This is a genomic window from Paenibacillus segetis, assembly GCF_014639155.1.
Taxonomy (GTDB): domain Bacteria; phylum Bacillota; class Bacilli; order Paenibacillales; family Paenibacillaceae; genus Fontibacillus; species Fontibacillus segetis.
The window spans coordinates 232634-252571 of sequence record NZ_BMFT01000005.1; the positions used below are offsets into that span (position 1 = coordinate 232634).

Here is a 19938-nt window from a genome sequence, read left to right on the forward strand (position 1 = left end):
CTTCGCTTTCATATAATTTGAAAGAAAGTAAAGGAGGCGGAGAATAGTGAGGGACGGATGGAGAATTACATTGTCTACTTATGTGAATCAACATAATCAGGATGAAGTGGATTATCGCCCCCGGAGCGAAAGCACGGTGGTAACCGATTTGGAATATTTGATACGTCTTGGTGAACGGAGACAGAGATTGGATCAATGGTACAAGGAGAGGGGAGCTACTCCCCTACGAAATGAAACAAGGGCCAAACTGATACGTGAGATACAGAGCCGTGATAGTGAGATGGAAGTGGAGTTACAACTTTTCCGGACAACATATTATGACAAGGGTGGAGCTCGCCATCAAGAAGAGCGCATCGAAGGTCAAAGATTGACACTTGAGCGGGATGGTGATGGTTGGATTATTTCTAAGGTCGAACTACCAGTGGCGGAGAAACATGCTGCTTTTAGATTACCACGACCTGAGCCTGAGGTGGAAGATGGGAAGAACGGTTTAAGTGCTCCTTTTTTAAATAAAAAATTGCTTGGTGGAGTGGCGAGAAGTACGGCTTATCGCCGAAAGGATGCGGTTCAATATGCAGATCAATGGTGGAATGATTTCAATCCAGAGTTTTCTAGTTTCGACGTAGATTGCACCCATTTTATCTCGCAATGCCTCTTTGCAGGCGGTGCCCCAATAAACTATACTGGAAAAAGAGAATCGGGCTGGTGGTACAAGGGTTATGTTAATGGTCGGGAATCTTGGAGTTACAGTTGGGCCGTTGCTGGAGGACTGGAACGCTTTTTGACACACAGTTCTACTGGATTACGTGCCGAAGTCGTAGAACGACCGGAGCAGCTTCAGCTTGGAGACGTAATTATATACGATTGGGATGGAGACGGCGCTTACCAGCACAGTACAATTGTGACTGCATTTGACGCTGGCGGCATGCCCCTTGTTAACGCGCATACTACCCCTAGCAGACACCGTTACTGGGATTACAAGGATTCCTATGCTTGGACCGAGAACACGGTGTACCGTTTTTTTCATATCGCGGACTGGTTCTAACTATTTAATAGAAGAGAGTTGTTACCCATGGCACAGAACAAATTGAACATAGGGCTAATTTATGGAGGCAAATCGGGAGAGCACGAGGTGTCACTACAAACAGCTTTTGCGGTTTCAAAAGCGTTTGATTATGATAAATATGAACTCATTCCATTCTATATTACTAAGCAAGGACAATGGAGAGTTGGAGCTAAATTATCTCAGCCCTTCACTGCATTGGAAGAGTTGAAACTGGAGGAAGGAGCCGGGGATACGACGGCTTCTATTCAAATGTTATTCGGTAAGCTAGCCTCAGGTAAGGCTATGATTGATGTTGCTTTCCCGCTTCTTCATGGGACTAATGGGGAAGATGGAACGATCCAGGGATTATTTGAAATGGCAAATTTACCGTATGTAGGCGCTGGAGTATTGTCATCTGCTGCGGGCATGGACAAAGTGGTAATGAAGAAGCTATTTGCAGACGCAGGACTTGAACAATGTAAATATTGTTATTTCACCGCTTCCGAATGGAAACAAGGAAGTCATGCTCTGATCCAAGACGTAGAAGATAAGTTAGGTTATCCTTGCTTCGTGAAGCCAGCCAACCTTGGCTCAAGTGTAGGTATTTCCAAAGCGAGAAATAGAGAAGAACTGCTAAATTCGGTAGCACTTGCTTTCCGTTATGATATTAAGGTTCTGGTAGAAGAATTCGTTGATGCTCGTGAGGTTGAGGTTGGTGTTCTAGGCAACGAAGAGCCGCAGGCATCTGTTCCTGGAGAAATTGTATCTTCTGGGGAATACTACGATTATCAAGCTAAATATCTCGATGGCAAATCACAAATGTTGATTCCAGCTCCACTAGATATAGAACTCGCAGAACGTGTACGTGACCTGGCAGTTACAGCATTCAAGGCGGTTGTAGGCAGTGGATTATGCCGCGCTGACTTCTTTGTAACTAAGTCTGATCAGAAGATATGGATTAATGAAGTGAACACGATGCCAGGATTCACTCCGTTTAGCATGTATCCATTACTTTGGCGTGAAACTGGACTGTCTTACGAAGCGTTGCTTGATCGACTTATTGAGTTAGCGTTAGAGCGTTATGAAGATCGTCAAAATCTTGATTTCGAGAATGGTGTCAATTAGCTCGTAAATCTTAAGCGCAAAGGGAGAAGAGATCATGGGCTTTCAAACGGAATTCAACTCAGTATGTAAGTTTAAAAGTGAGCAGGAGCTTTATGAATTGCTGGAGTATGGAAAAGGGAAAATGCGGAAGCAAGGTTTCCGCGTGTTTCCAACGGGGCAAAAAGTGATAGCCTATACCCCTGATAATAAAGCTGTGGCCATCGTAAAAATTACCGCATGTGTATCTGAAATTAATTTTAATGGGGAAGAAGTTACATCGGTAGAACTCGATTTGGTGCGTCAGTTAACGGAGGAAGAGTCCGCTATTCAGACGGCACTTGCCTTTGAAATGTTCTTTGGAGAGGCACAGGAAGGATAATGATTGTTCGCTTCGGATATGTCGCGATGTCAACCGTCGTGGGGAATGCTTCACCTTCTAGAACAATGACGTATAAGACGTTCAGCGGACTGGCTGACCGGGAAGCTGGACTTCGTCGTCTTGAGACTATATCCACGGAGAATTTGCAGAATACGTTGCGACTACTGAGGCACAATCTGGCCTATGGGATTCAGGTTTATCGATTCTCATCCAAGCTTATACCGTTAGCAACACATCAATCCCTTGCGGATTGGAACCCATTTGAGGCTCTTAGAGAGCCTTTTGCTGCTGTGGGTGATTTCGTTAAGAAGCATGGGATGCGTGTCTCTTTTCATCCAGATCATTTCACGGTACTCAGTACTCCGCGTCCTGAGGTGCTGAAGAGCTCAATTCGAGATTTGGAGCATCATATGGCTATGTTTCAGGCGATGGGTCTTCATGGACGGGCCAAGAACAACATCCATGTTGGTGGGGCATATGGAGACAAGCCTGCTGCCGGACAACGGTTCATTGAAGTTGTGCGGAGCCTTTCAGAGAGCATGAAGCAACAGCTTACCTTTGAGAATGATGATAAAACATTTAATGCTCCAGAGACATTAGCAATATGTGAAACCTTAGGAATACCTATGGTACTCGACATTCATCATCAATGGGTAAACAACGTAGGTGAGGATCCGGTTGAACTGTGGCCGAGGATCCTTAAGACTTGGAGAACGCGGGCGGCGCAGGCTGATTCACCAGAGGATGATCCCTTACCACCGAAAATCCATGCATCTAGTCCCAAAAGTGCAAGTGATCCACGTGGACATGCGGATTACGTTATCGCTGGACCATTGCTTCATTTTCTGCGACAGATTGCTCCTGTAACTGAACGGGTGGATGTTATGTTAGAAGCCAAGCTGAAGGATGGAGCCTTGTTCGCACTGATGTCGGACCTCGCGAAATACGGCGGAGATGGAGTAGAAATTATTGGCGAAGCAAGTGTACGAATTACTCCGTAATCCCTCTTTTCTATTGATAAACTTTGGAAAGTAAGGTAAGTTGTACAAAATGAAGTTATTGAATGAAGGGGTATCTATTACAGATACGGAAGTTCGTTTCGTAGGGACTAGGTTGTCACTCCGGCAACGAACTTTTTGTTTACAAGGACGTGGAATATAGGCAGCCTGTTTATGTTTTAACGGGGAGAAAGTGACGCAACTTTGGCTCTACTATGACGTATAGTTTTTAAGTAGGATAACATTCGAAGTTAAAGTATAGAATAGAAAGTGGAGTGAAACCATTGGAATCCCAATCAAAAATTCCTTATGTGGTGGGAAGTAAAAGTCCGACGGCCGTAGCGATTAACAGTGCGTCCAAAGCGGGTGAATGGATTAAGAGTAGACTTGGATTGGTTAAAGAATTGAACACGAAAGTTTCCGCACAAGACTTGGTTACGGATGTGGACAAGGGCGCGGAAGCGATGATTCGTAAGTTGATCCTTACTCATTTCCCAGATCACGAAATTTTGGGAGAAGAAGGGGTGGCACCAGGGGCAGCGGCTTCAGTTGAGGCGTTGACACAGGCGAGCCGTTCTGACTATCTATGGATTGTCGACCCGATTGACGGAACGACGAATTTCGTTCATGGATTTCCTTATTTCTGTGTATCGATCGCTCTGGCGTATAAAGGTGAGGTTATTATTGGAGTGATTTACGACCCGATTCGGGACGAACTATTCGTTGCTGAGAAGGGCAAGGGTGCCTATATTCATGGCAAAAAGTCCGTAGTATCCGAAGAAAGCAGCCTGGAGGATAGTATCCTTGCGGTTGGGTTTAATCCTGATCGAGATTATGCCCTTCCGGTAAATATGAAAGGAATCACGGCTCTGTCAGGAGAGGTTCGTAGTCTTCGTGCAGCGGGGTCAGCTGCTCTCCATCTAGCTTATGTGGCAACGGGTCGACTTAGTGGGTATTATGAAGTAGGACTGAACGTTTGGGATGTTGCCGCAGGTGTTCTACTTGTAACAGAATCCGGTGGTAAGGTAAGTGATACCGTAGGGAACTCCTATCATCTGGGAGTCCGTAATCTTGTCGCAACCAATGGAAAGATACACGATGAACTATTGGAATCACTAAAAGTGGCGGATGCAACAGGATTATAGTTGTTAGTGTTGAGATGGATGGGATGATTAACTGAACATTTAGGACCGGAAGGAGTGTCAATAAGATGAGCGAAGAGAAAGACTTGGAAAGACAGCTCAGCGAGATGCTGGCGGATGGAGACTATAGTAGTGAGGAAGAACGGCGGGAAGAGGAACGAAGACGCTTATCTCCTAAATATGAGATACGGATTCAGACTCAGCTCGATCCGATTGTAGAAGAAACTCGTAAATATCGTAGTATGGCTGAAGAAATAGATGATCGATATGATGAATACCTGAAGAAAACAGAACATAAGGATAAGGATGATTCAGAAAAATTTGGAAACCCGTGATTTTTGTCATATGATGGTTAAGGCGTCCCGAAACGTCGGGACGCTTTACTTTTATAAAAAGACAAGGAGGTAATTATTTGAAGTATGGAAGTAGAGTAAATAGGAATCAGTCTATCATATTAAGTTTGCTAGTGGTAATACTAATGTTAACGGGAAGTGAATCTCTCTTTGCAGCGCCACTTAATGAAACGGGAGAAAAAGATTCTTCAGTTGTAGCGAATGGCACGAATACGAATACATACTCTATCGTTGCACTTGGAGACTCTATTACTGCCGGTTATGAGCCAGGAATGACCGAAACAAGCGTACCATATGGATACGTCGAACGTCTTGCAGAGCAGGGATTGTTCCATGGACGTACGGAAGCTACTAATCTTGGAATTCTAGGATTAACAAGTACTGGAATGAAGAATTACATTTCGGCAATTCAGGCTGGTAAATCTATCACGGCTGATCAGATTCAAGCGGGCACTCCTGACCCACGAATCAATACCTTTGCATCGGAAATTAATTTGGCCAAGTCTGCTATTGAAAATGCTGATCTGATCACGATTACGATTGGCGGAAATGATCTACTAAGTTTACTACCAGAGGTAGCTCTCTTGACCCAAGAAGAATTAAGTGTAAAAGTTACGGATATTTTAGCTGTGTATGCTTCTAATATGAATGCAATCATTGCAGGGATCACGGAGCTTAATCCTCAGGCACAAATTGTGTTGGGTGATCAATATTTGCCTTTACCAAGTATAGCAGTCGGTACCACGATCTATCCTGTTCTTCAACAAGCTATCAAAACGTGTACAGCGACGGTAGATAAAGTAGTAGAAGAATATAAGTCACAAGGAAAGCAAATAAGTGCTGCTCATATCGCTGAGGCATTTGCAGGAAAAGAAATCGCATATACTCATTTTTATCCGGAGACCGATGTTCATCCGAACCAATCTGGCTATGCACAAATTGCCAAGGTGATGGCAAGTAACGTCTGGGGAAGTTATTTAGATACAGCCGGCAAACGAGGTGAAGTTCCTATTTCCGTAGTAGTCAGCGGAAAAGAACTACTAACCCCATACCAACCGGTCCTAAAGAACAATCAAACTTTCGTTGCTCTTAAAGATATTACAGATGCTATTGGTGCAGAATCAAAGTGGGATAGCAAGACAAGTACAGTTACTATTACTTATGGTAAACAAACCGTATCTATCCCGGTATTGCCGGAAGGAACTAAAGTGAACAGTAATTCTGCTACCAAGGCTCCTTCGGCATTCTTGAACAAAGTTGGCAAGGAGTCCAAAACTTATGTGCCGCTAGCGCTGCTTGTTCAGGGACTAGGACTTGATGTGAAGTACAGCAAAGGGATGAAGACGGTATTTGTAAACCAGTAAGCGGAAGAAAAAACGCTGGTGTGTTCTTCATTCGTAGCTTTTGAAGTTTATTTAACGGGAAAAACTCCAGTTAAATTGTTGGGAGGGCTTATCATCCCACATTTAACTGGAAATCCTCCTGTTAATTAACCTTTTTTCGAGCGCAAGTGGTTGAAGCACCATAATAGATGGAGAATTTCCAGCTAATTTACCCTCTGGTGAGTATGAGAGTCACATTAGATGGAGGAATTCCAGTTAATCATATCTGCACATATTAGTTATTTTATTGCTACGATCCTTAATCGCTTGTAATCTGCGTACCAATTTCCGTCTGTGAATAGCGACGCTTGAGCGTGGTGAGCTATTTTTGCAAACATAGTTTCTTTGTCAGCTTCAGTGATGTCTTTAAAGAATTCATCTGCTGCTAGTCCGGAGAGCCAGTGGGTAAGACCATTCTCCCCGTCTTGTAGCAATGTAGGGCGATCAAAGTGAGCTGCATAGGTCACACGAAAGCCCTGTTGTTCCAATAAGCTGCTGTACTCCCCAATGCTTGGAAAATACCACGGGTTACGTTCTTCCGCATCGATTCCATACTCTTCTAACACCTTGTAAATGGATTTGACGATGGTATCACAGTTCCCTTTACCCCCAAACTCCGCCACAAAACGGCCACCAGGCACTAGTACATTCCATACGGAGGTTACCACATTTGGAGCATTCTTTACCCAATGCAAAGCTGCGTTCGAGAAGACAGCATTCACAGGTTGATCCAGTGTAAACTGCTCAGCGTTACCTATCCTGAAATCAAGTTCAGGATATTTGCTGCTGGCTTGTTCAATCATGTGCGGCGAATAATCCATCCCCAGAACATAGGCCCCCGACTTAGCAATGTCATGACTTAAATCTCCGGTTCCACATCCTAAATCGAGAATTCGTTCCCCTTGCTGAGGTTCAAGCAGCTCCACTACACCCTTGCCGTACTCCGAAACAAAGCCTAACTTCTCGTCATACAATGTTGGCTTCCAAATATGACTTGATCCCATCATCCATTCACTCCTTCTTTACTTCATCTGCATCTATTGTGTCACAACAACCTCAATTGATTAAATATATAGAACGAATAACGTTTATAGGATATTCCTATGATCACTTTAGGTGAGCTCTCCAACTGAAGTCCGTACAAACGCACATAAGGTGATTAGAGTTGGACATTTAAGAGTGTTCAGGTTTTGGCTAATCTGGAAAGGAACAGTTTTGGGTATAGAGTGATCACCATAATATATACACATAAGGAGAGAGCGGAGTATGGCGAAAATCGCAGATAAATACTTAAAAGTAGATCCTTGGAGAATTGTTGAAGAGGGATTTGATCCCGAACGTAACCGGGTTTCCGAATCTATTTTCTCGCTGGGCAATGAATATATGGGCGTTAGAGGATATCCCGAAGAGGGATATGGCGGAGATACGTTGTTAGGTAGTTATTTTAACGGATTATTTGAAGAGAGTAAGGTAAATGCACACTATAAAGGAATTATTAAATCCCTTCGATTCATGGTAAATGCTGTGGATTGGTTGTATACACGGATTACGGTAGATGGTCAGATGTTTGATATGGCGAACTGCCAATTCTCGGACTTTCAAAGAGTGCTAGATTTCAAAAGTGGTAGCTATAACCGAAGCTTGATTTGGCATTTACAGAATGGCAAGAAACTGAAAATTTCTTTTGAACGCTTCGTTAGCATGGATGTATCCAATCTAGGATGTCAGCGTATCGTGTTTGAGCCACTGAATTTCTCCGGTACCGTTGAGGTAAGGACTGGACTTGATTTCTCTGTGATCCATGAGGATCAAGGGCGCAGCTATTGGGAGGTTCTACAGCAAGGGCAAGTGAATGGGGTTACGGGAATTCTTGGTCAAACTGTGAATACGAAGAATCGCTTATTCTCCGGATTTAAGATTGATGCACCAGCTGCTCTGGAGACCACTGCTGTAGAAGGCAATCGCTTCATAGGACTGGACGTAACGATACCATTGGAGCAGGGTAAGCCGGCCTCTTTTGATAAATTCGTTATTAACTATGCAGAGAAAGACATCGCAACCGATCAAGAGACACTATGGAATAAAGGACTAGATCTCGCGAAGCTGCATTTGAATGCGAACTACGAATCTTTAGCTAGTCAGCAAGTGGATTATTGGACGGGCGTATGGGCTGATTCTGACATTAAAATTGAGGGCGACCCGGAGAACCAACAAGGGATACGTTTTTGTGTTTTCCAAATGTACCAGACCTATCATGGTGACAACCCAGGCTTCAATATCGGTGCCAAGGGATTAACGGGTGAAGCATATCGAGGACTGGCATTTTGGGATACTGAATCGTATTGTTTGCCATTTTATATTTTTAATAATCCAAAGGCAGCGAAGAGCCTGCTAGAGTTTAGATATAAATCCTTGCCTTATGCGCTACAACGTGCGAAAGAACTAGATTGTGAAGGTGCGTTCTATCCAATCGCAACAATTGATGGGACAGAGAGCTGTGATCTATGGCAGCATTCTAATCTACAACTACATGTGGGTACGGCTGTGGCTTATGGCATTCGTCATTACGTTAATATAACTGGAGACAAGTCTTTTCTATATGAAAAAGGATTGGAAATGCTGATTCAAATTAGCCGATTCTACGCTACTCGGGGTCAATGGGGTCAGAAGACTGGGCAATTTGGGTACTACGGAGTTATGGGGCCTGATGAGTTCCAGCTGATGGTCAACAATAACTGCTACATTAATCTCATGGCGAAAAAAATGTTCGAATATACGTTAGATGTGATTGCTACTATGCGTGAAGAGGAAGGTACATCATTCAACGCATTGGCTACACGTCTGAATTTGACGGAGGAAGAGCAGTCCAATTGGAGGAAATGTGCTGAGCATATGCGGATTCCAAAGGATGAGGAAAACGGTATTTATGAAGAACATGACGGGTTCTTCGACATGCCGCACCTCGATATTCATTCTATTCCTGTTACAGAATTCCCGTTGTATTCTCATTGGTCTTACGATCGGTTATATCGGTATGACATGATAAAACAGCCAGATGTACTCATGTTCATGTTCTTATATAGTGGACAGTTCTCCGTTGAGGAGAAGCGTGCTAACTACGATTATTATGAGCCGAGATGTATTCATGAATCATCGCTTTCCCCTTCAATCCACTCCATTATCGCTGCGGAGACGGGTAAACCAGAAGAAGCTTATAAGTTCTTTGAATTTGCTACTCGGTTGGATCTGGATAACTATAATCGCAATACGCGCGAAGGACTTCATACGACATCGATTGCCGCTGCTTGGATGAACATCGTCTACGGTTTTGGCGGGATGCGTTCAGATGGTGACCGCCTAGTATTTAATCCATGTATTCCTGAACGTTGGGATGGGTATAGTTTCCCTATTTCCTTTAACGGGACGAAATTGTTAGTTGAGGTAAATAAACAACGTGCTTACATTCGGGCGGTATCAGGAGAATCCGTAGAAATCACAGTATATCATCGCGCTTATCATGTGGATCATTCCGGTGTTGAAATAGCCTTGGAAGAGGTGGGACGCTAAAATGAACTGGATCGTACGGGAGACAGGGTTCCATAAGGAACGGATTACGACGAATAGCAACAAATTCATGATCGGTAATGGATACATGGGATACCGCGGTACGATGGAGGAATTTGCAAAGTCGGAGCTGACGGCAACGACGTTAGCGGGTTTATACGATAGAGTAGGCGATAAGTGGAGAGAACCAGTAAATGCTCCCAATGGCTTGTCCACTAGAATATATTGTGATGGTAGCTTGCTAAGTGTATTAGAGGAAGAGCCGCTGGAGCATGAGCAGGAATTAGATATGCATATGGGGCTCCATCGTCGTAAAACAGTCTTTAATGCCCCGGGAGATAATCGTGTTACGTTGTTATCTGAGCGATTCTGCAGTGCCGAGCGTCTGCATTTAATCGTAAACAAAATTACGATTGAATGTGATAAAGATTGTGAGCTACGGATTACTACGGGGATTGATGGGGATGTATGGGATATTAACGGCCCTCACTTGGAGCGGATGGTTGGTCGAGTGGAAGGCAAATGCTTGGTAATGAACGCATGGACGCATGAATTGAACCAGCCTGTCTCCGTCGTAGAAGCGATTGACTGTGAATTTGGTGAACAAACCATGATTACGGAAGAGAAATCTATCTATAGACAAATCATAATTCAATATAGAGCTGGTGAGCAGTATACCTTAGTCAAATATGTCTCGGTGTTTACAGGAATGGACGAGGTAGAGAATACAGAGTTAGCGGCTATAAACTCTAGCAAGGAAGCCTTGAAACTCGGATATGCTCAAATCTTTCTAGAACAAGCCGTAAAATGGAGTCGGAAGTGGAAGCTTTCAGATGTCATCATTGAAGGTGATGAAGAAGCTGGGCATGCATTGCGCTATAGTATGTATCAACTTCATATTATCGCTCCAGATCAGTCGGAGAAGGTATCGATTCCGGCTCGGGGTTTATCAGGCCAGGTATACAAGGGTGCCGTATTCTGGGATACAGAAATGTTCATGTTGCCGTTCTTCCTGTATACTCAACCAGAGGTGGCTAGGAATCTTATGATGTATCGGGTTCATACACTGGGTGGAGCACGTAGAAAGGCTGCAGAATATGGCTTTGAGGGTGCATTCTACGCATGGGAGAGTCAGGAGACAGGTGATGATGCCTGCACATTGTTTAATGTTAATGATGTGTTTACAGGACGGCCGATGCGCACCTATTTTCGTGATAAGCAAGTTCACATTAGTGCGGACGTAGCACACGGCATTTGGCAGTATTATACCTTCACTGGCGATGAAAGTATTTTGCTGGATGGCGGAGCAGAAGTGATCTGGGAATGTGCAAAATTCTTTTATTCGTATGCCTACTATAATTCACGTAAAGATCGATATGAAATACTGGATGTGACTGGCCCTGATGAGTACCATGAACGGGTGAACAATAATGCATTTACAAATATGCTGGTGAAACAAACCTTATTCATTATGATGGAAGTGATGAAGCATCTACAGGACAACCATCCAGGTTTATATGAAAAGATCCTATCCATAGGACATAATGGACCTACATTAGAGCAAATCTCTCACATGTACGATAACCTATATGTACCGCAGCCAGATTTGGAGAATAAAATCATTCCGCAGTTTGATGGATATTTTAAACTGGAAGACGTTTCGCTTGCCGAACTAAAATCGAGAATTATTAATAAAAATGAATACTTAGGTGGGGGTAGTGGACTCGCGACGACCACCCAAATATTGAAACAGGCAGATGTCGTCCTGATGTTACACTTATTTAAAGATCGATTTGATCAGGAGACGAAGCAGGCCAATTGGCAATTCTATGAGCCTCGCACAGAACATGGATCTAGTCTAAGCTCATGCATTTACGCGTTGGTTGCATCGGACATTGGTTCACCAGATTGGGCTTATCCATACTTTATGCGAACGGCTACGATCGATCTGACCGGTGAATCGAAGCAATACGTTGGTGATCTCTACATCGGAGGTACGCATCCAGCGGCTAATGGTGGGGCATGGATGGCGGCTGTATTAGGTTTTGCTGGTCTTCAATTCCAGGGGAATGGAGTTATCATTTCCCCAGCGTTACCGGAGAAATGGACAGCGATCGAGTCTCCTATAAGCGTCCAAGGACAAAGTTACAGAATACGTGTAGGTAAAGAGGAAGTCCAGATTACAGCGGCTGACAGCAATACGAAAGATATGTCGTTCACGATCTTAGGCCAAACGATAAACGTAGCACAAGGACAGGCAATAACTGTATCTTACAAGTGTTAGATATATTACAATAATGAATAAAATGATAATAGAGAGTATTCTTTTGTGGAAAAGGAGATTAGATATGCTTAACGGAATGAAGGGTGCCATTTTTGATTTGGACGGGGTAATTGTAGATACGGCAAAATATCACTTTTTAGCCTGGAGATCCTTAGCTGAGAAGCTTGGCTTTGAGTTCACGGAGGCGCATAATGAACGACTAAAAGGGGTTAGCCGGGTAGAATCACTACGGATTCTACTGGAAGTTGGCGGAATCGAGGCTACTGAAGAGGAACGCCTGATGATGGCTGACAATAAGAATAAGGAATATGTGAACTATATATCACAGTTAGACCCTTCCGAGATTCTTCCCGGTGCTAAAGAATACCTAGAGATTCTCAGAAGCCAGGGAGTAAAAATTGCTTTGGGATCAGCAAGCAAAAATGCTGAATTCATATTGTCTAAGCTGAACATTACGGATCTGTTCGATGCTGTCATCGATGGAACTAAAGTATCCAAAGCCAAGCCAGATCCTGAGGTATTTCTACAGGCAAGTACAGCATTGCAATTGGACCCATCACAATGTGTTGTATTTGAAGATGCAGAAGCGGGTGTGCAAGCAGGCAAAGCCGCAGGATGCCAAGTTGTAGGAATTGGTAGCCCTGATATTTTGAAGGAAGCGGATATCGTAGTTGCCGGCTTATATGAACTTCTAGCACAATAGAAAAATAATTATAAAGGCTTCGATCCTGGCTAATTTGCAGGATTGGAGCCTTTTTTGAGTTCCTATGTTGGGTATTTACATTACCCTATATAATGAAAATAAAAATGTAACTCGTTTTAATTCACGAATGAAGAGTACAGATACATAGCGATTGTAGAATTGCTCATGATGTTAGTAGAAATGCACATGCTTGTTGTTTTTTTTTACTGATATATTTAAAGTGCCGGGGGTGTATGACAATTGAAGTTAGGTTTCAAGAATCCACTGAATAGATTAAACGTAAAGCAACAGATGATTCTTTTATTTCTCGTACTAGTCATTCCTATGTTCATATTAAACTCTTATGGCAATTACAAAGCTGGACAGATTTTGAAGCGACATGTAACCAATGCCTATATTGAATTGAACAATCAAAATTTCAGATTGATTAATCGGGATATTGAAGCAATTAATAAGGTGACATCGACGGTGTTCCAGAATTCGTTAGTACAGGGGTTAAATCCCGCTTCTTCGGAAGAGACAGTCTTTGCGCGGGTCAAAAGCTATGAAAAGCTAGAGATTCTGCTGGGTACATATTCTCAGGAAACGGATCAGCGCCAACCGCTTTATTTTTCTCTCTATGTGTACGATCCGGAGAATACTTATTTCTTTGCTCCATTCTATCCAAACCCTAAGAAAGCGGGAGTGTATTTTTTCTCAAGTGATGAGAAGCCGGAATGGTTTGACGAAGCGGTATCTAAAAAAGGAAACGGTTACTTAAAACTGATCGAACATCTGTCCCCGGAATCCAAAGGTCAGGACAACCAGAAGACGCTGGCCTACGTCAGAGCGATCAATAGCATATATAAAAATGGAACGATAGGGGTTCTTGTCGTTTCGAATATGGATGCTCGCATTGGTGAATCGATGCAAACCGTATCTGTTCCGGAAGGCGAACTATATTTTACAGATTGGAATAACCGAATTCTTACAGCTATAGCACCAGAACATGGCCCTTTTCTAGATCTGCCGCCAGAGGCTGATCTCGGAAACTCGATGATCGGAGTAAAGGATATCATCACGAATGACTTTATTTATGTCATTAATTATAATCATGTTCTTCAGCAGAAATTGATCTATAGAGTGCCGGTTCAAGCCCTCCTTGCGCAGCAGAATGAAATTAAACGAATCATACAGCTGATAACGATTGCTTATATTGTGGTAGGACTTCTGATTATGCTGTATTTTTGGAGGTCTTTGATGACCCCGTTACAAAAGTTAGTGTATTTCGTCAGAAGGTATGAACCCGGCAATGTAGTACCTGAGACTCCTTATCGGGGGAGAAAAGACGAAGTCAGTGTCCTGATCTTCACGATATACGATATGGCAAGGCGTTTGAATGGATTGATTCATTATAAATACACGATGGATCTGAAACAGAAAGAGTCCCAACTACAGATTTTGTATCAGCAAATTAATCCACATTTACTATACAATACGCTGGAAAGTATTTATTGGAAGAGCACGATGGAGGGGAACACCACCTCTGCCGAAATGATCAAGGAATTGTCTAAATTGATGAAAATTAGTCTTAGTCGTGGAAGAGAGTTAATCACGTTAGAGGAAGAATTGGAACATGCCGGGGCATATATCAAATTACAGCAACACAGGTACGATTACTTATTCCACATTACCAAGAACATACCTGATGAACTACTTTCTTTTATTATTCCTAAGATTACACTACAGCCATTAATTGAAAATGCCATAATTCACGGGGTGAAACATATGGGAGAGGACGGTGAAATTGTCATTAGTGCAACTCATGATGAAGAACAGATCTATATTCAGATTGAAGACAACGGATACAAGTCGGTGGATTATGAAGCCATCGATAAACTACTGAACGATGAGAAGCACAATCCGGAGTTTGGATATGGAATTAGAAATATTCATCAACGGATCCGGCTTCATTTTGGCCCAGAATATGGTCTTGTTTATGCTAGGCGAGCAGAAGGCGGGACCAGGGTAACCATTAATCTTCCTAAATCCGTTCAAACATACGAATAAAAAGTCAGGGGGAATTTTTAATGTACAATATTTTGGTTGTTGATGATGAGCCGTTGATCTGTAAAGGTTTGGCAGGTCTCTTGACATCATCCGGGCTAGGAATCGATCAGATTTTTACAGCTTATAGTGGGCACGAAGCCTTGGATTATGTTCGGATGGAGGATATTGACCTTCTCGTTACGGATATCCAGATGGGTGAGATGAACGGAATGGAATTGATGCATCAAGCAAAAATGATTAAGCCATGGGTGCAGACGATTATTATTTCGGCGCATGAGACGTTTCAATATGCCCAGATGGCCATCAGGCTAGGGGCTAAGGATTATTTGATTAAGCCGCTGAACAGCGAGCAGTTTCTTGATTCGGTACGCAATGCATTACTAAAAATGGATAAGCCTGTAGCACAAATGGATGAATTTTTGACGCGTAGTCCGGAACATTTTCATATGGAAGAGCCGCGTCCTGAGAGGAATGAACGGTTAAACCGTCTGTTGGATGAACCCTTTATCCCCAATGTGGGGGAAGACGCTCTCTTAGATTTGCTTGAAGAATTGGGAGTCACAGGGTGTTACTTCTCCTTGATGCGTATGAAGCTTGGAACCCATTTAGAAGGTGGGAACTCAACCTATACAGAACGAGATGTACGTTTGCTTCGATATGCTGCGCTGAACGTGGCTAAAGAACTGTTACAAGAAGAATGGAATGCTCTGGCCTTTTATTCTACGAAAGGCGAGATTAACATTCTAATCCAATGGAATGAGGAGGAGTATGCGGAGCTTGACATGAACAAGATTAACCAATTAGAAATGATTGGACGTAGTCTGCATTATCATGTATCCAAATATTTAGGTATCTCTGCTATCATCGGATTCACTCAGATTCTAAGAGGGGTAGAGTTTCTCAACGTGTTAAGCAAGCAAGCGGATAAAGCGATACAGTGGGGCGAGGAGCAAGGAGATTATCATGTATTCTATTACGGAGATTTCAATTGGCATAATTATTCTGGAGATCCATCCTCAGAAGAGCTAACGAAACAAAGCAATCAGATTGTGGAGAACACGAGACAGTATATCGATGCAAATTATAATCAGAAAGGACTCACAATTCACGATGTAGCCAAGAAAAATCATGTAAGCCCAAATTATCTAAGCTATTTGTTTAAGAAAAATACGGGCTACAATTTATGGGAATATGTAATTAAGCTCCGAATGGAGGAGAGTAAATCTCTGATTCTGAATACGGATATGCGTAGATATGAAATAGCTGAACGAGTAGGATACGAATCGCCAGAGCATTTTAGTAAAATTTTTAAGAAATATTTCGGTGTTAGCCCTAGTGAACTGAAGAAGTAAGAACGGTTATACTTCACATAGTTTTAGACATGTTCGCAGATCCTTTACTTTCTTACAATGTAATGTAGACACTAAGAGGAATGAGGGAAACTGATGGAAGATACGATGGTTTCAGTGGGAAAGATACACAAAGAACCCGAACAGAAGGCAGGTAAGAGTCTTAAGAGAACATCGAACTGGAAAAAGTATATGTGGGGTTACTTGTTTTTGGTTCCAGTAATTGTTGTTTTCATTGTTTTTTTATGGGTCCCTATTATAAAAGGTATTGTTTACAGCTTTTATAATATCGACTTTGTAAAGGGCAATGTATTTGTTGGATTTGAAAACTACAAGACAATTTTGAACAATCCGGATTTATTGCTTTCGCTTAAAAATACATTATATTACATGCTTTTGTGCTTGATCATTGGTTTTTGGGTACCCATTGCTGCTTCTATTGCTATTTCTGAAATGCGCTTTTTTCAGGGCTTTGCCCGGATTGCTGCTTATCTACCTTATGTCGTTCCCGGCGTAGTATTGTACGGGCTGTGGAGATGGATGTATGATCCGGTTGGTCCAATCAATGCCTTATTCGGAGTTTTTGGAGCTGAATCGGTTTCCTTTGTTTCAGACAGTAGGTTCTCCATGATTTCTTTGGTTGTCATGGAGACCTGGCAGCAGTTTGGTTCAGCGATGCTAATCTATTTGGCAGGTGTGTTAAGTATTCCTAGGGATTGGTATGAGGCTGCTGAAATCGATGGTGCCGGTGTTTGGGATCGGATCCGTTATATCACCATCCCATCATTAAAAAGCTTGATCCTGTTGATGTTTATACTCCAAATTATCGGGACTTCTCAAGGTTATCAGGCCCAACTGGCTATGCTTGATGGCGGTCCTAACAAAGCAACATTGACTTACGCACTCCTTACGGTTAAATATGCGTTTACGCAATTAAACTATGGGGCCGGTACAGCGATGGGTGTTCTGATGTTCATCGTGCTTAGTATTCTCGGATTACTTCAATTTAAGCTTAATAGGGAGGAATACTAACATGAAAGAAAGAGGTATTTTGTCGGATTCTGATCTACAGAAACCGTTAAATAAAGTTGTGTATGGTTTTATGGTGTTATGTGTTCTAGTTATGTGCGTTACCATGTTGTATCCGATTCTAATGACGATGTTTAACGGATTAAAAAGCAACGAGGAAGTAAACTCGTTTCCGCCGACCTTTTTTCCTACTGAATTTCATTGGGAGAACTTTGTAAAAGGTTGGAATTACATTAATCTACCTATGTTTCTCAAAAATACATTGTTTATCTTTGGCGGTAACCTTGTTGTAACGATTCTTGTGCTTGGTCTTGCTGCATTCAGTATATCGCGTATTCGAGTTCCTTATAGCAGAGCTGTGTACTTCTTCATCCTGATGACATTGTTCATTCCGGCTTCTAGTTATATGATTCCAAACTTCGTGAATCTCAAGGAACTGGGTCTTCTAAATTCATATTGGGCATTCTGGCTTCCGGCAGGGGCCAATGCATACTACTTTCTGTTGATGAAGAACTTCTTTGATGGGATCCATCCGGAAATATTTGAAGCTGGTCGGATTGATGGTGCCTCAGAATTAACAAGTTATATCCGTATTGCGATTCCTTTGTCTGTTCCGATCTTTGCAACCCTGTCGATCTTTATTTTCTCAACAGCCTGGAACGACTGGTTTTGGCCATCATTGGTTATGCACACGGAGGACAAATTCACTTTAGCAACAGCTCTTTATAAATATGTAATACAAGCTCGATATCTGGACAGTAACGTAAAATTCAGCCTTTTGTTTATGGTTATGATTCCGCCGATTTTCGTGTTCCTAGGCTTCCAGAAATTTATTATGCGTAGTGTCAACTTATCAGCAGTCAAAGGATAGCGTTTTCATTTATCGTAGCCTTGCACATGATCGCCATAAGAATGCACCTCGTCTCTTAACAGTTCGTCTTTTAAGATGGAAATGTAAGCAAAAACAACATTTAAGGAAAAGGGGAGTTTCAATGCGTAAGTTCTCAGCAGTACTAATGTGTATCTTACTGTTCGGATCGTTGCTCGCAGCGTGCGGCGGCAAGGATAACAAAGCAGCAGATAACTCAAAGAATGAAGGAACCAAAGCAACAAATAATGCAAGTGGGAATACTTCCAATCCAACCGAAGCCCCAAAAGAAGATATCGCCGACAAAAAAATTACTATCAAAATTCACTACCCACTCCCAGATGAAGAAACGCTTAAGGCAACAGAAGATGATAAAATTGCTCGTTTCCAAAAGAAATATCCGAATGTAACCATTATTAAAGACGACTGGAAATATTCCGTCGATGAAATTGGAGTGAAAATGGCTTCCAACGAAGCTCCTACTTTCTATAACACTTGGGCTACTGAGGCCAGCCTTCTGATTGAACGTGGCTGGGTAGCAGACATTACGGATCTGTGGAACAACTGGGAATACAAGGATCAAATCAATCCTGTAATTCAACAACAATTTATTAGAGACGGTAAAGTTTACGGGGTAACTCAAAACGGTTATATTACTTCAACTGTTGTGAACAAGAAGTTGTTGGCTGCCAAGAACGTAGAGGCACCTTCGCTTGATTGGACTTGGGATGATATGTTGAATGTAGCCCAAAAAGCTGCAGATCCGAAAAAAGGTATTTCAGGGATCGCTCCAATGGGTAAAGGTAATGAATCTGGATGGAACTGGACGAACTTCTTGTTCGAAGCTGGTGGTGAAATCCAATCTAACGAAGGCGGAAAAGTTACAGCTACATTTAACTCTGATGCTGGTGTGAAGGCCCTAGACTTCTATAAGAAATTGAGATGGGAAGCAGAAGCAATACCGAAAGACTGGGCATTGGGATGGTCCGACGCGGTTGGTTCATTCAAACAAGGACGTACAGCAATGGTTATTGCAGGATCATTTGATGTAGTTAACGCGGCTTTGAATGAAGGCGGAATGAAGCCTGAGGATGTAGTAGCATATCCGATGCCTGCTGCAGAAAAAGGTGGTAAACACTATGGTATCCTTGGTGGTAACTACCTGGTTATCAACCCTAACGCGACAAAAGATGAGCAAGAAATGGCATTCCGTTACATCACATTTGACTACTTCAGTGACGATGCATTGAAGACGGTTGAAGACACAATTCAAGCACGTAAAGCAGATAACAAATACTATATCCCTAACATAATGGAATATTTCAGCTGGGATTCCGACTACGGTAAGAAAGTTGAAGCAATCCAAAACAAATATGACAATGTTTATAAATATGATCCACAACTCTACCCACTACTAGAAGGTAAACTTGAAGCACAATATAACACTCAAGATTACTATGCAACGATGTCCAACGTAGTTCAAGAATCGTTCTCCAAAAAAGGAACAGATTCTAAAGCTCAATTGGATATCGCAGCGAAATATGTACAAGAGACTTACTTTGATAAAATTGCACAGAAATAAAATAGCTTAGAAAAGCGCCCCTTAGGATACATTTTGAGGATTAACTTCTCAATAATGTTAAATCCCAAGGGGTGCTTTTTTTGTTTTATTTTATAAATATTGAAAAA

16 protein-coding genes are annotated in these 19938 nt (G+C 42.3%); 15 read left to right on the plus strand and 1 reads right to left on the minus strand.

Features of this window, described 5'->3' with window-relative positions; translation table 11 throughout:
• Positions 1-46 precede the first annotated feature (46 nt).
• The 7 genes from IEW05_RS23500 to IEW05_RS23530 all read left to right on the plus strand — a co-directional run bounded on the left by IEW05_RS23500 (position 47) and on the right by IEW05_RS23530 (position 6385).
• A complete protein-coding gene (locus IEW05_RS23500; RefSeq protein ID WP_188542299.1) occupies positions 47-1045 on the plus strand; it encodes an amidase domain-containing protein in 999 nt (332 codons plus the stop codon).
• Between the two features lie 27 nt (positions 1046-1072).
• The gene (locus tag IEW05_RS23505) at positions 1073-2170 is read left to right on the plus strand and encodes a D-alanine--D-alanine ligase (RefSeq protein WP_188542300.1); all 1098 of its coding nucleotides are present in this window, start codon (positions 1073-1075) and stop codon (positions 2168-2170) included.
• A gap of 34 nt (positions 2171-2204) precedes the next feature.
• Complete coding sequence (locus IEW05_RS23510; RefSeq protein ID WP_188542301.1) at positions 2205-2528, plus strand: hypothetical protein; 324 nt, start codon at positions 2205-2207, stop codon at positions 2526-2528.
• Positions 2528-3529: a UV DNA damage repair endonuclease UvsE gene (gene uvsE, locus IEW05_RS23515; RefSeq protein WP_188542302.1), complete on the plus strand. Its 1002-nt coding sequence runs from the start codon at positions 2528-2530 to the stop codon at positions 3527-3529. The genes IEW05_RS23510 and uvsE overlap by 1 nt, the downstream gene beginning before the upstream one ends.
• 272 nt (positions 3530-3801) lie before the next feature.
• Positions 3802-4671: an inositol monophosphatase family protein gene (locus tag IEW05_RS23520; protein ID WP_188542303.1), complete on the plus strand. Its 870-nt coding sequence runs from the start codon at positions 3802-3804 to the stop codon at positions 4669-4671.
• 65 nt (positions 4672-4736) lie between these two features.
• On the plus strand, positions 4737-5003 hold the full coding sequence (locus IEW05_RS23525) for a hypothetical protein (RefSeq protein WP_188542304.1): 267 nt from the start codon (positions 4737-4739) through the stop codon (positions 5001-5003).
• Positions 5004-5080: 77 nt separating this feature from the next.
• Complete coding sequence (locus IEW05_RS23530) at positions 5081-6385, plus strand: GDSL-type esterase/lipase family protein (RefSeq protein ID WP_229753709.1); 1305 nt, start codon at positions 5081-5083, stop codon at positions 6383-6385.
• 257 nt (positions 6386-6642) lie between these two features.
• Here the strand turns inward: IEW05_RS23530 and IEW05_RS23535 are convergent, their stop codons facing one another.
• Positions 6643-7407: a class I SAM-dependent methyltransferase gene (locus tag IEW05_RS23535; RefSeq protein WP_188542345.1), complete on the minus strand. Its 765-nt coding sequence runs from the start codon at positions 7405-7407 to the stop codon at positions 6643-6645.
• 262 nt (positions 7408-7669) lie between these two features.
• On the opposite strand from IEW05_RS23535, the gene IEW05_RS23540 reads away from it, so the two are divergent.
• The 8 genes from IEW05_RS23540 to IEW05_RS23575 all read left to right on the plus strand — a co-directional run bounded on the left by IEW05_RS23540 (position 7670) and on the right by IEW05_RS23575 (position 19831).
• A complete protein-coding gene (locus IEW05_RS23540; protein ID WP_188542305.1) occupies positions 7670-9970 on the plus strand; it encodes a glycoside hydrolase family 65 protein in 2301 nt (766 codons plus the stop codon).
• Between the two features lies 1 nt (position 9971).
• A complete protein-coding gene (locus IEW05_RS23545) occupies positions 9972-12251 on the plus strand; it encodes a glycosyl hydrolase family 65 domain-containing protein (protein ID WP_188542306.1) in 2280 nt (759 codons plus the stop codon).
• Positions 12252-12315: 64 nt separating this feature from the next.
• Positions 12316-12954 carry a beta-phosphoglucomutase gene (gene pgmB / locus IEW05_RS23550; RefSeq protein ID WP_188542307.1) on the plus strand — a complete coding sequence of 213 codons (639 nt, stop codon included), beginning with the start codon at positions 12316-12318 and terminating at the stop codon, positions 12952-12954.
• Positions 12955-13194: 240 nt separating this feature from the next.
• On the plus strand, positions 13195-15003 hold the full coding sequence (locus IEW05_RS23555) for a sensor histidine kinase (RefSeq protein WP_188542308.1): 1809 nt from the start codon (positions 13195-13197) through the stop codon (positions 15001-15003).
• 20 nt (positions 15004-15023) lie between these two features.
• A complete protein-coding gene (locus tag IEW05_RS23560) occupies positions 15024-16355 on the plus strand; it encodes a response regulator transcription factor (protein WP_188542309.1) in 1332 nt (443 codons plus the stop codon).
• 93 nt (positions 16356-16448) lie between these two features.
• Positions 16449-17384 carry a carbohydrate ABC transporter permease gene (locus IEW05_RS23565; RefSeq protein WP_188542310.1) on the plus strand — a complete coding sequence of 312 codons (936 nt, stop codon included), beginning with the start codon at positions 16449-16451 and terminating at the stop codon, positions 17382-17384.
• 1 nt (position 17385) lies between these two features.
• On the plus strand, positions 17386-18252 hold the full coding sequence (locus IEW05_RS23570; RefSeq protein ID WP_188542311.1) for a carbohydrate ABC transporter permease: 867 nt from the start codon (positions 17386-17388) through the stop codon (positions 18250-18252).
• Positions 18253-18373: 121 nt separating this feature from the next.
• Positions 18374-19831 (plus strand): ABC transporter substrate-binding protein, encoded by a 1458-nt coding sequence (locus tag IEW05_RS23575; protein WP_188542312.1) that lies wholly within the window; start codon positions 18374-18376, stop codon positions 19829-19831.
• Positions 19832-19938 lie beyond the last annotated feature (107 nt).

What these genes read in the sequence shown, in the direction of transcription:
- IEW05_RS23575 (WP_188542312.1), top strand. Translation starts at nt 18,374, where the DNA reads ATGCGTAAGTTCTCAGCAGTACTAATGTGTATCTTACTGTTCGGATCG.
- IEW05_RS23545 (WP_188542306.1), top strand. Translation starts at nt 9,972, where the DNA reads ATGAACTGGATCGTACGGGAGACAGGGTTCCATAAGGAACGGATTACG.
- IEW05_RS23570 (WP_188542311.1), top strand. Translation starts at nt 17,386, where the DNA reads ATGAAAGAAAGAGGTATTTTGTCGGATTCTGATCTACAGAAACCGTTA.
- IEW05_RS23565 (WP_188542310.1), top strand. Translation starts at nt 16,449, where the DNA reads ATGGAAGATACGATGGTTTCAGTGGGAAAGATACACAAAGAACCCGAA.
- IEW05_RS23525 (WP_188542304.1), top strand. Translation starts at nt 4,737, where the DNA reads ATGAGCGAAGAGAAAGACTTGGAAAGACAGCTCAGCGAGATGCTGGCG.
- IEW05_RS23510 (WP_188542301.1), top strand. Translation starts at nt 2,205, where the DNA reads ATGGGCTTTCAAACGGAATTCAACTCAGTATGTAAGTTTAAAAGTGAG.
- IEW05_RS23505 (WP_188542300.1), top strand. Translation starts at nt 1,073, where the DNA reads ATGGCACAGAACAAATTGAACATAGGGCTAATTTATGGAGGCAAATCG.
- pgmB (WP_188542307.1), top strand. Translation starts at nt 12,316, where the DNA reads ATGCTTAACGGAATGAAGGGTGCCATTTTTGATTTGGACGGGGTAATT.
- uvsE (WP_188542302.1), top strand. Translation starts at nt 2,528, where the DNA reads ATGATTGTTCGCTTCGGATATGTCGCGATGTCAACCGTCGTGGGGAAT.
- IEW05_RS23535 (WP_188542345.1), bottom strand. Translation starts at nt 7,407, where the DNA reads ATGGGATCAAGTCATATTTGGAAGCCAACATTGTATGACGAGAAGTTA.
- IEW05_RS23560 (WP_188542309.1), top strand. Translation starts at nt 15,024, where the DNA reads ATGTACAATATTTTGGTTGTTGATGATGAGCCGTTGATCTGTAAAGGT.
- IEW05_RS23540 (WP_188542305.1), top strand. Translation starts at nt 7,670, where the DNA reads ATGGCGAAAATCGCAGATAAATACTTAAAAGTAGATCCTTGGAGAATT.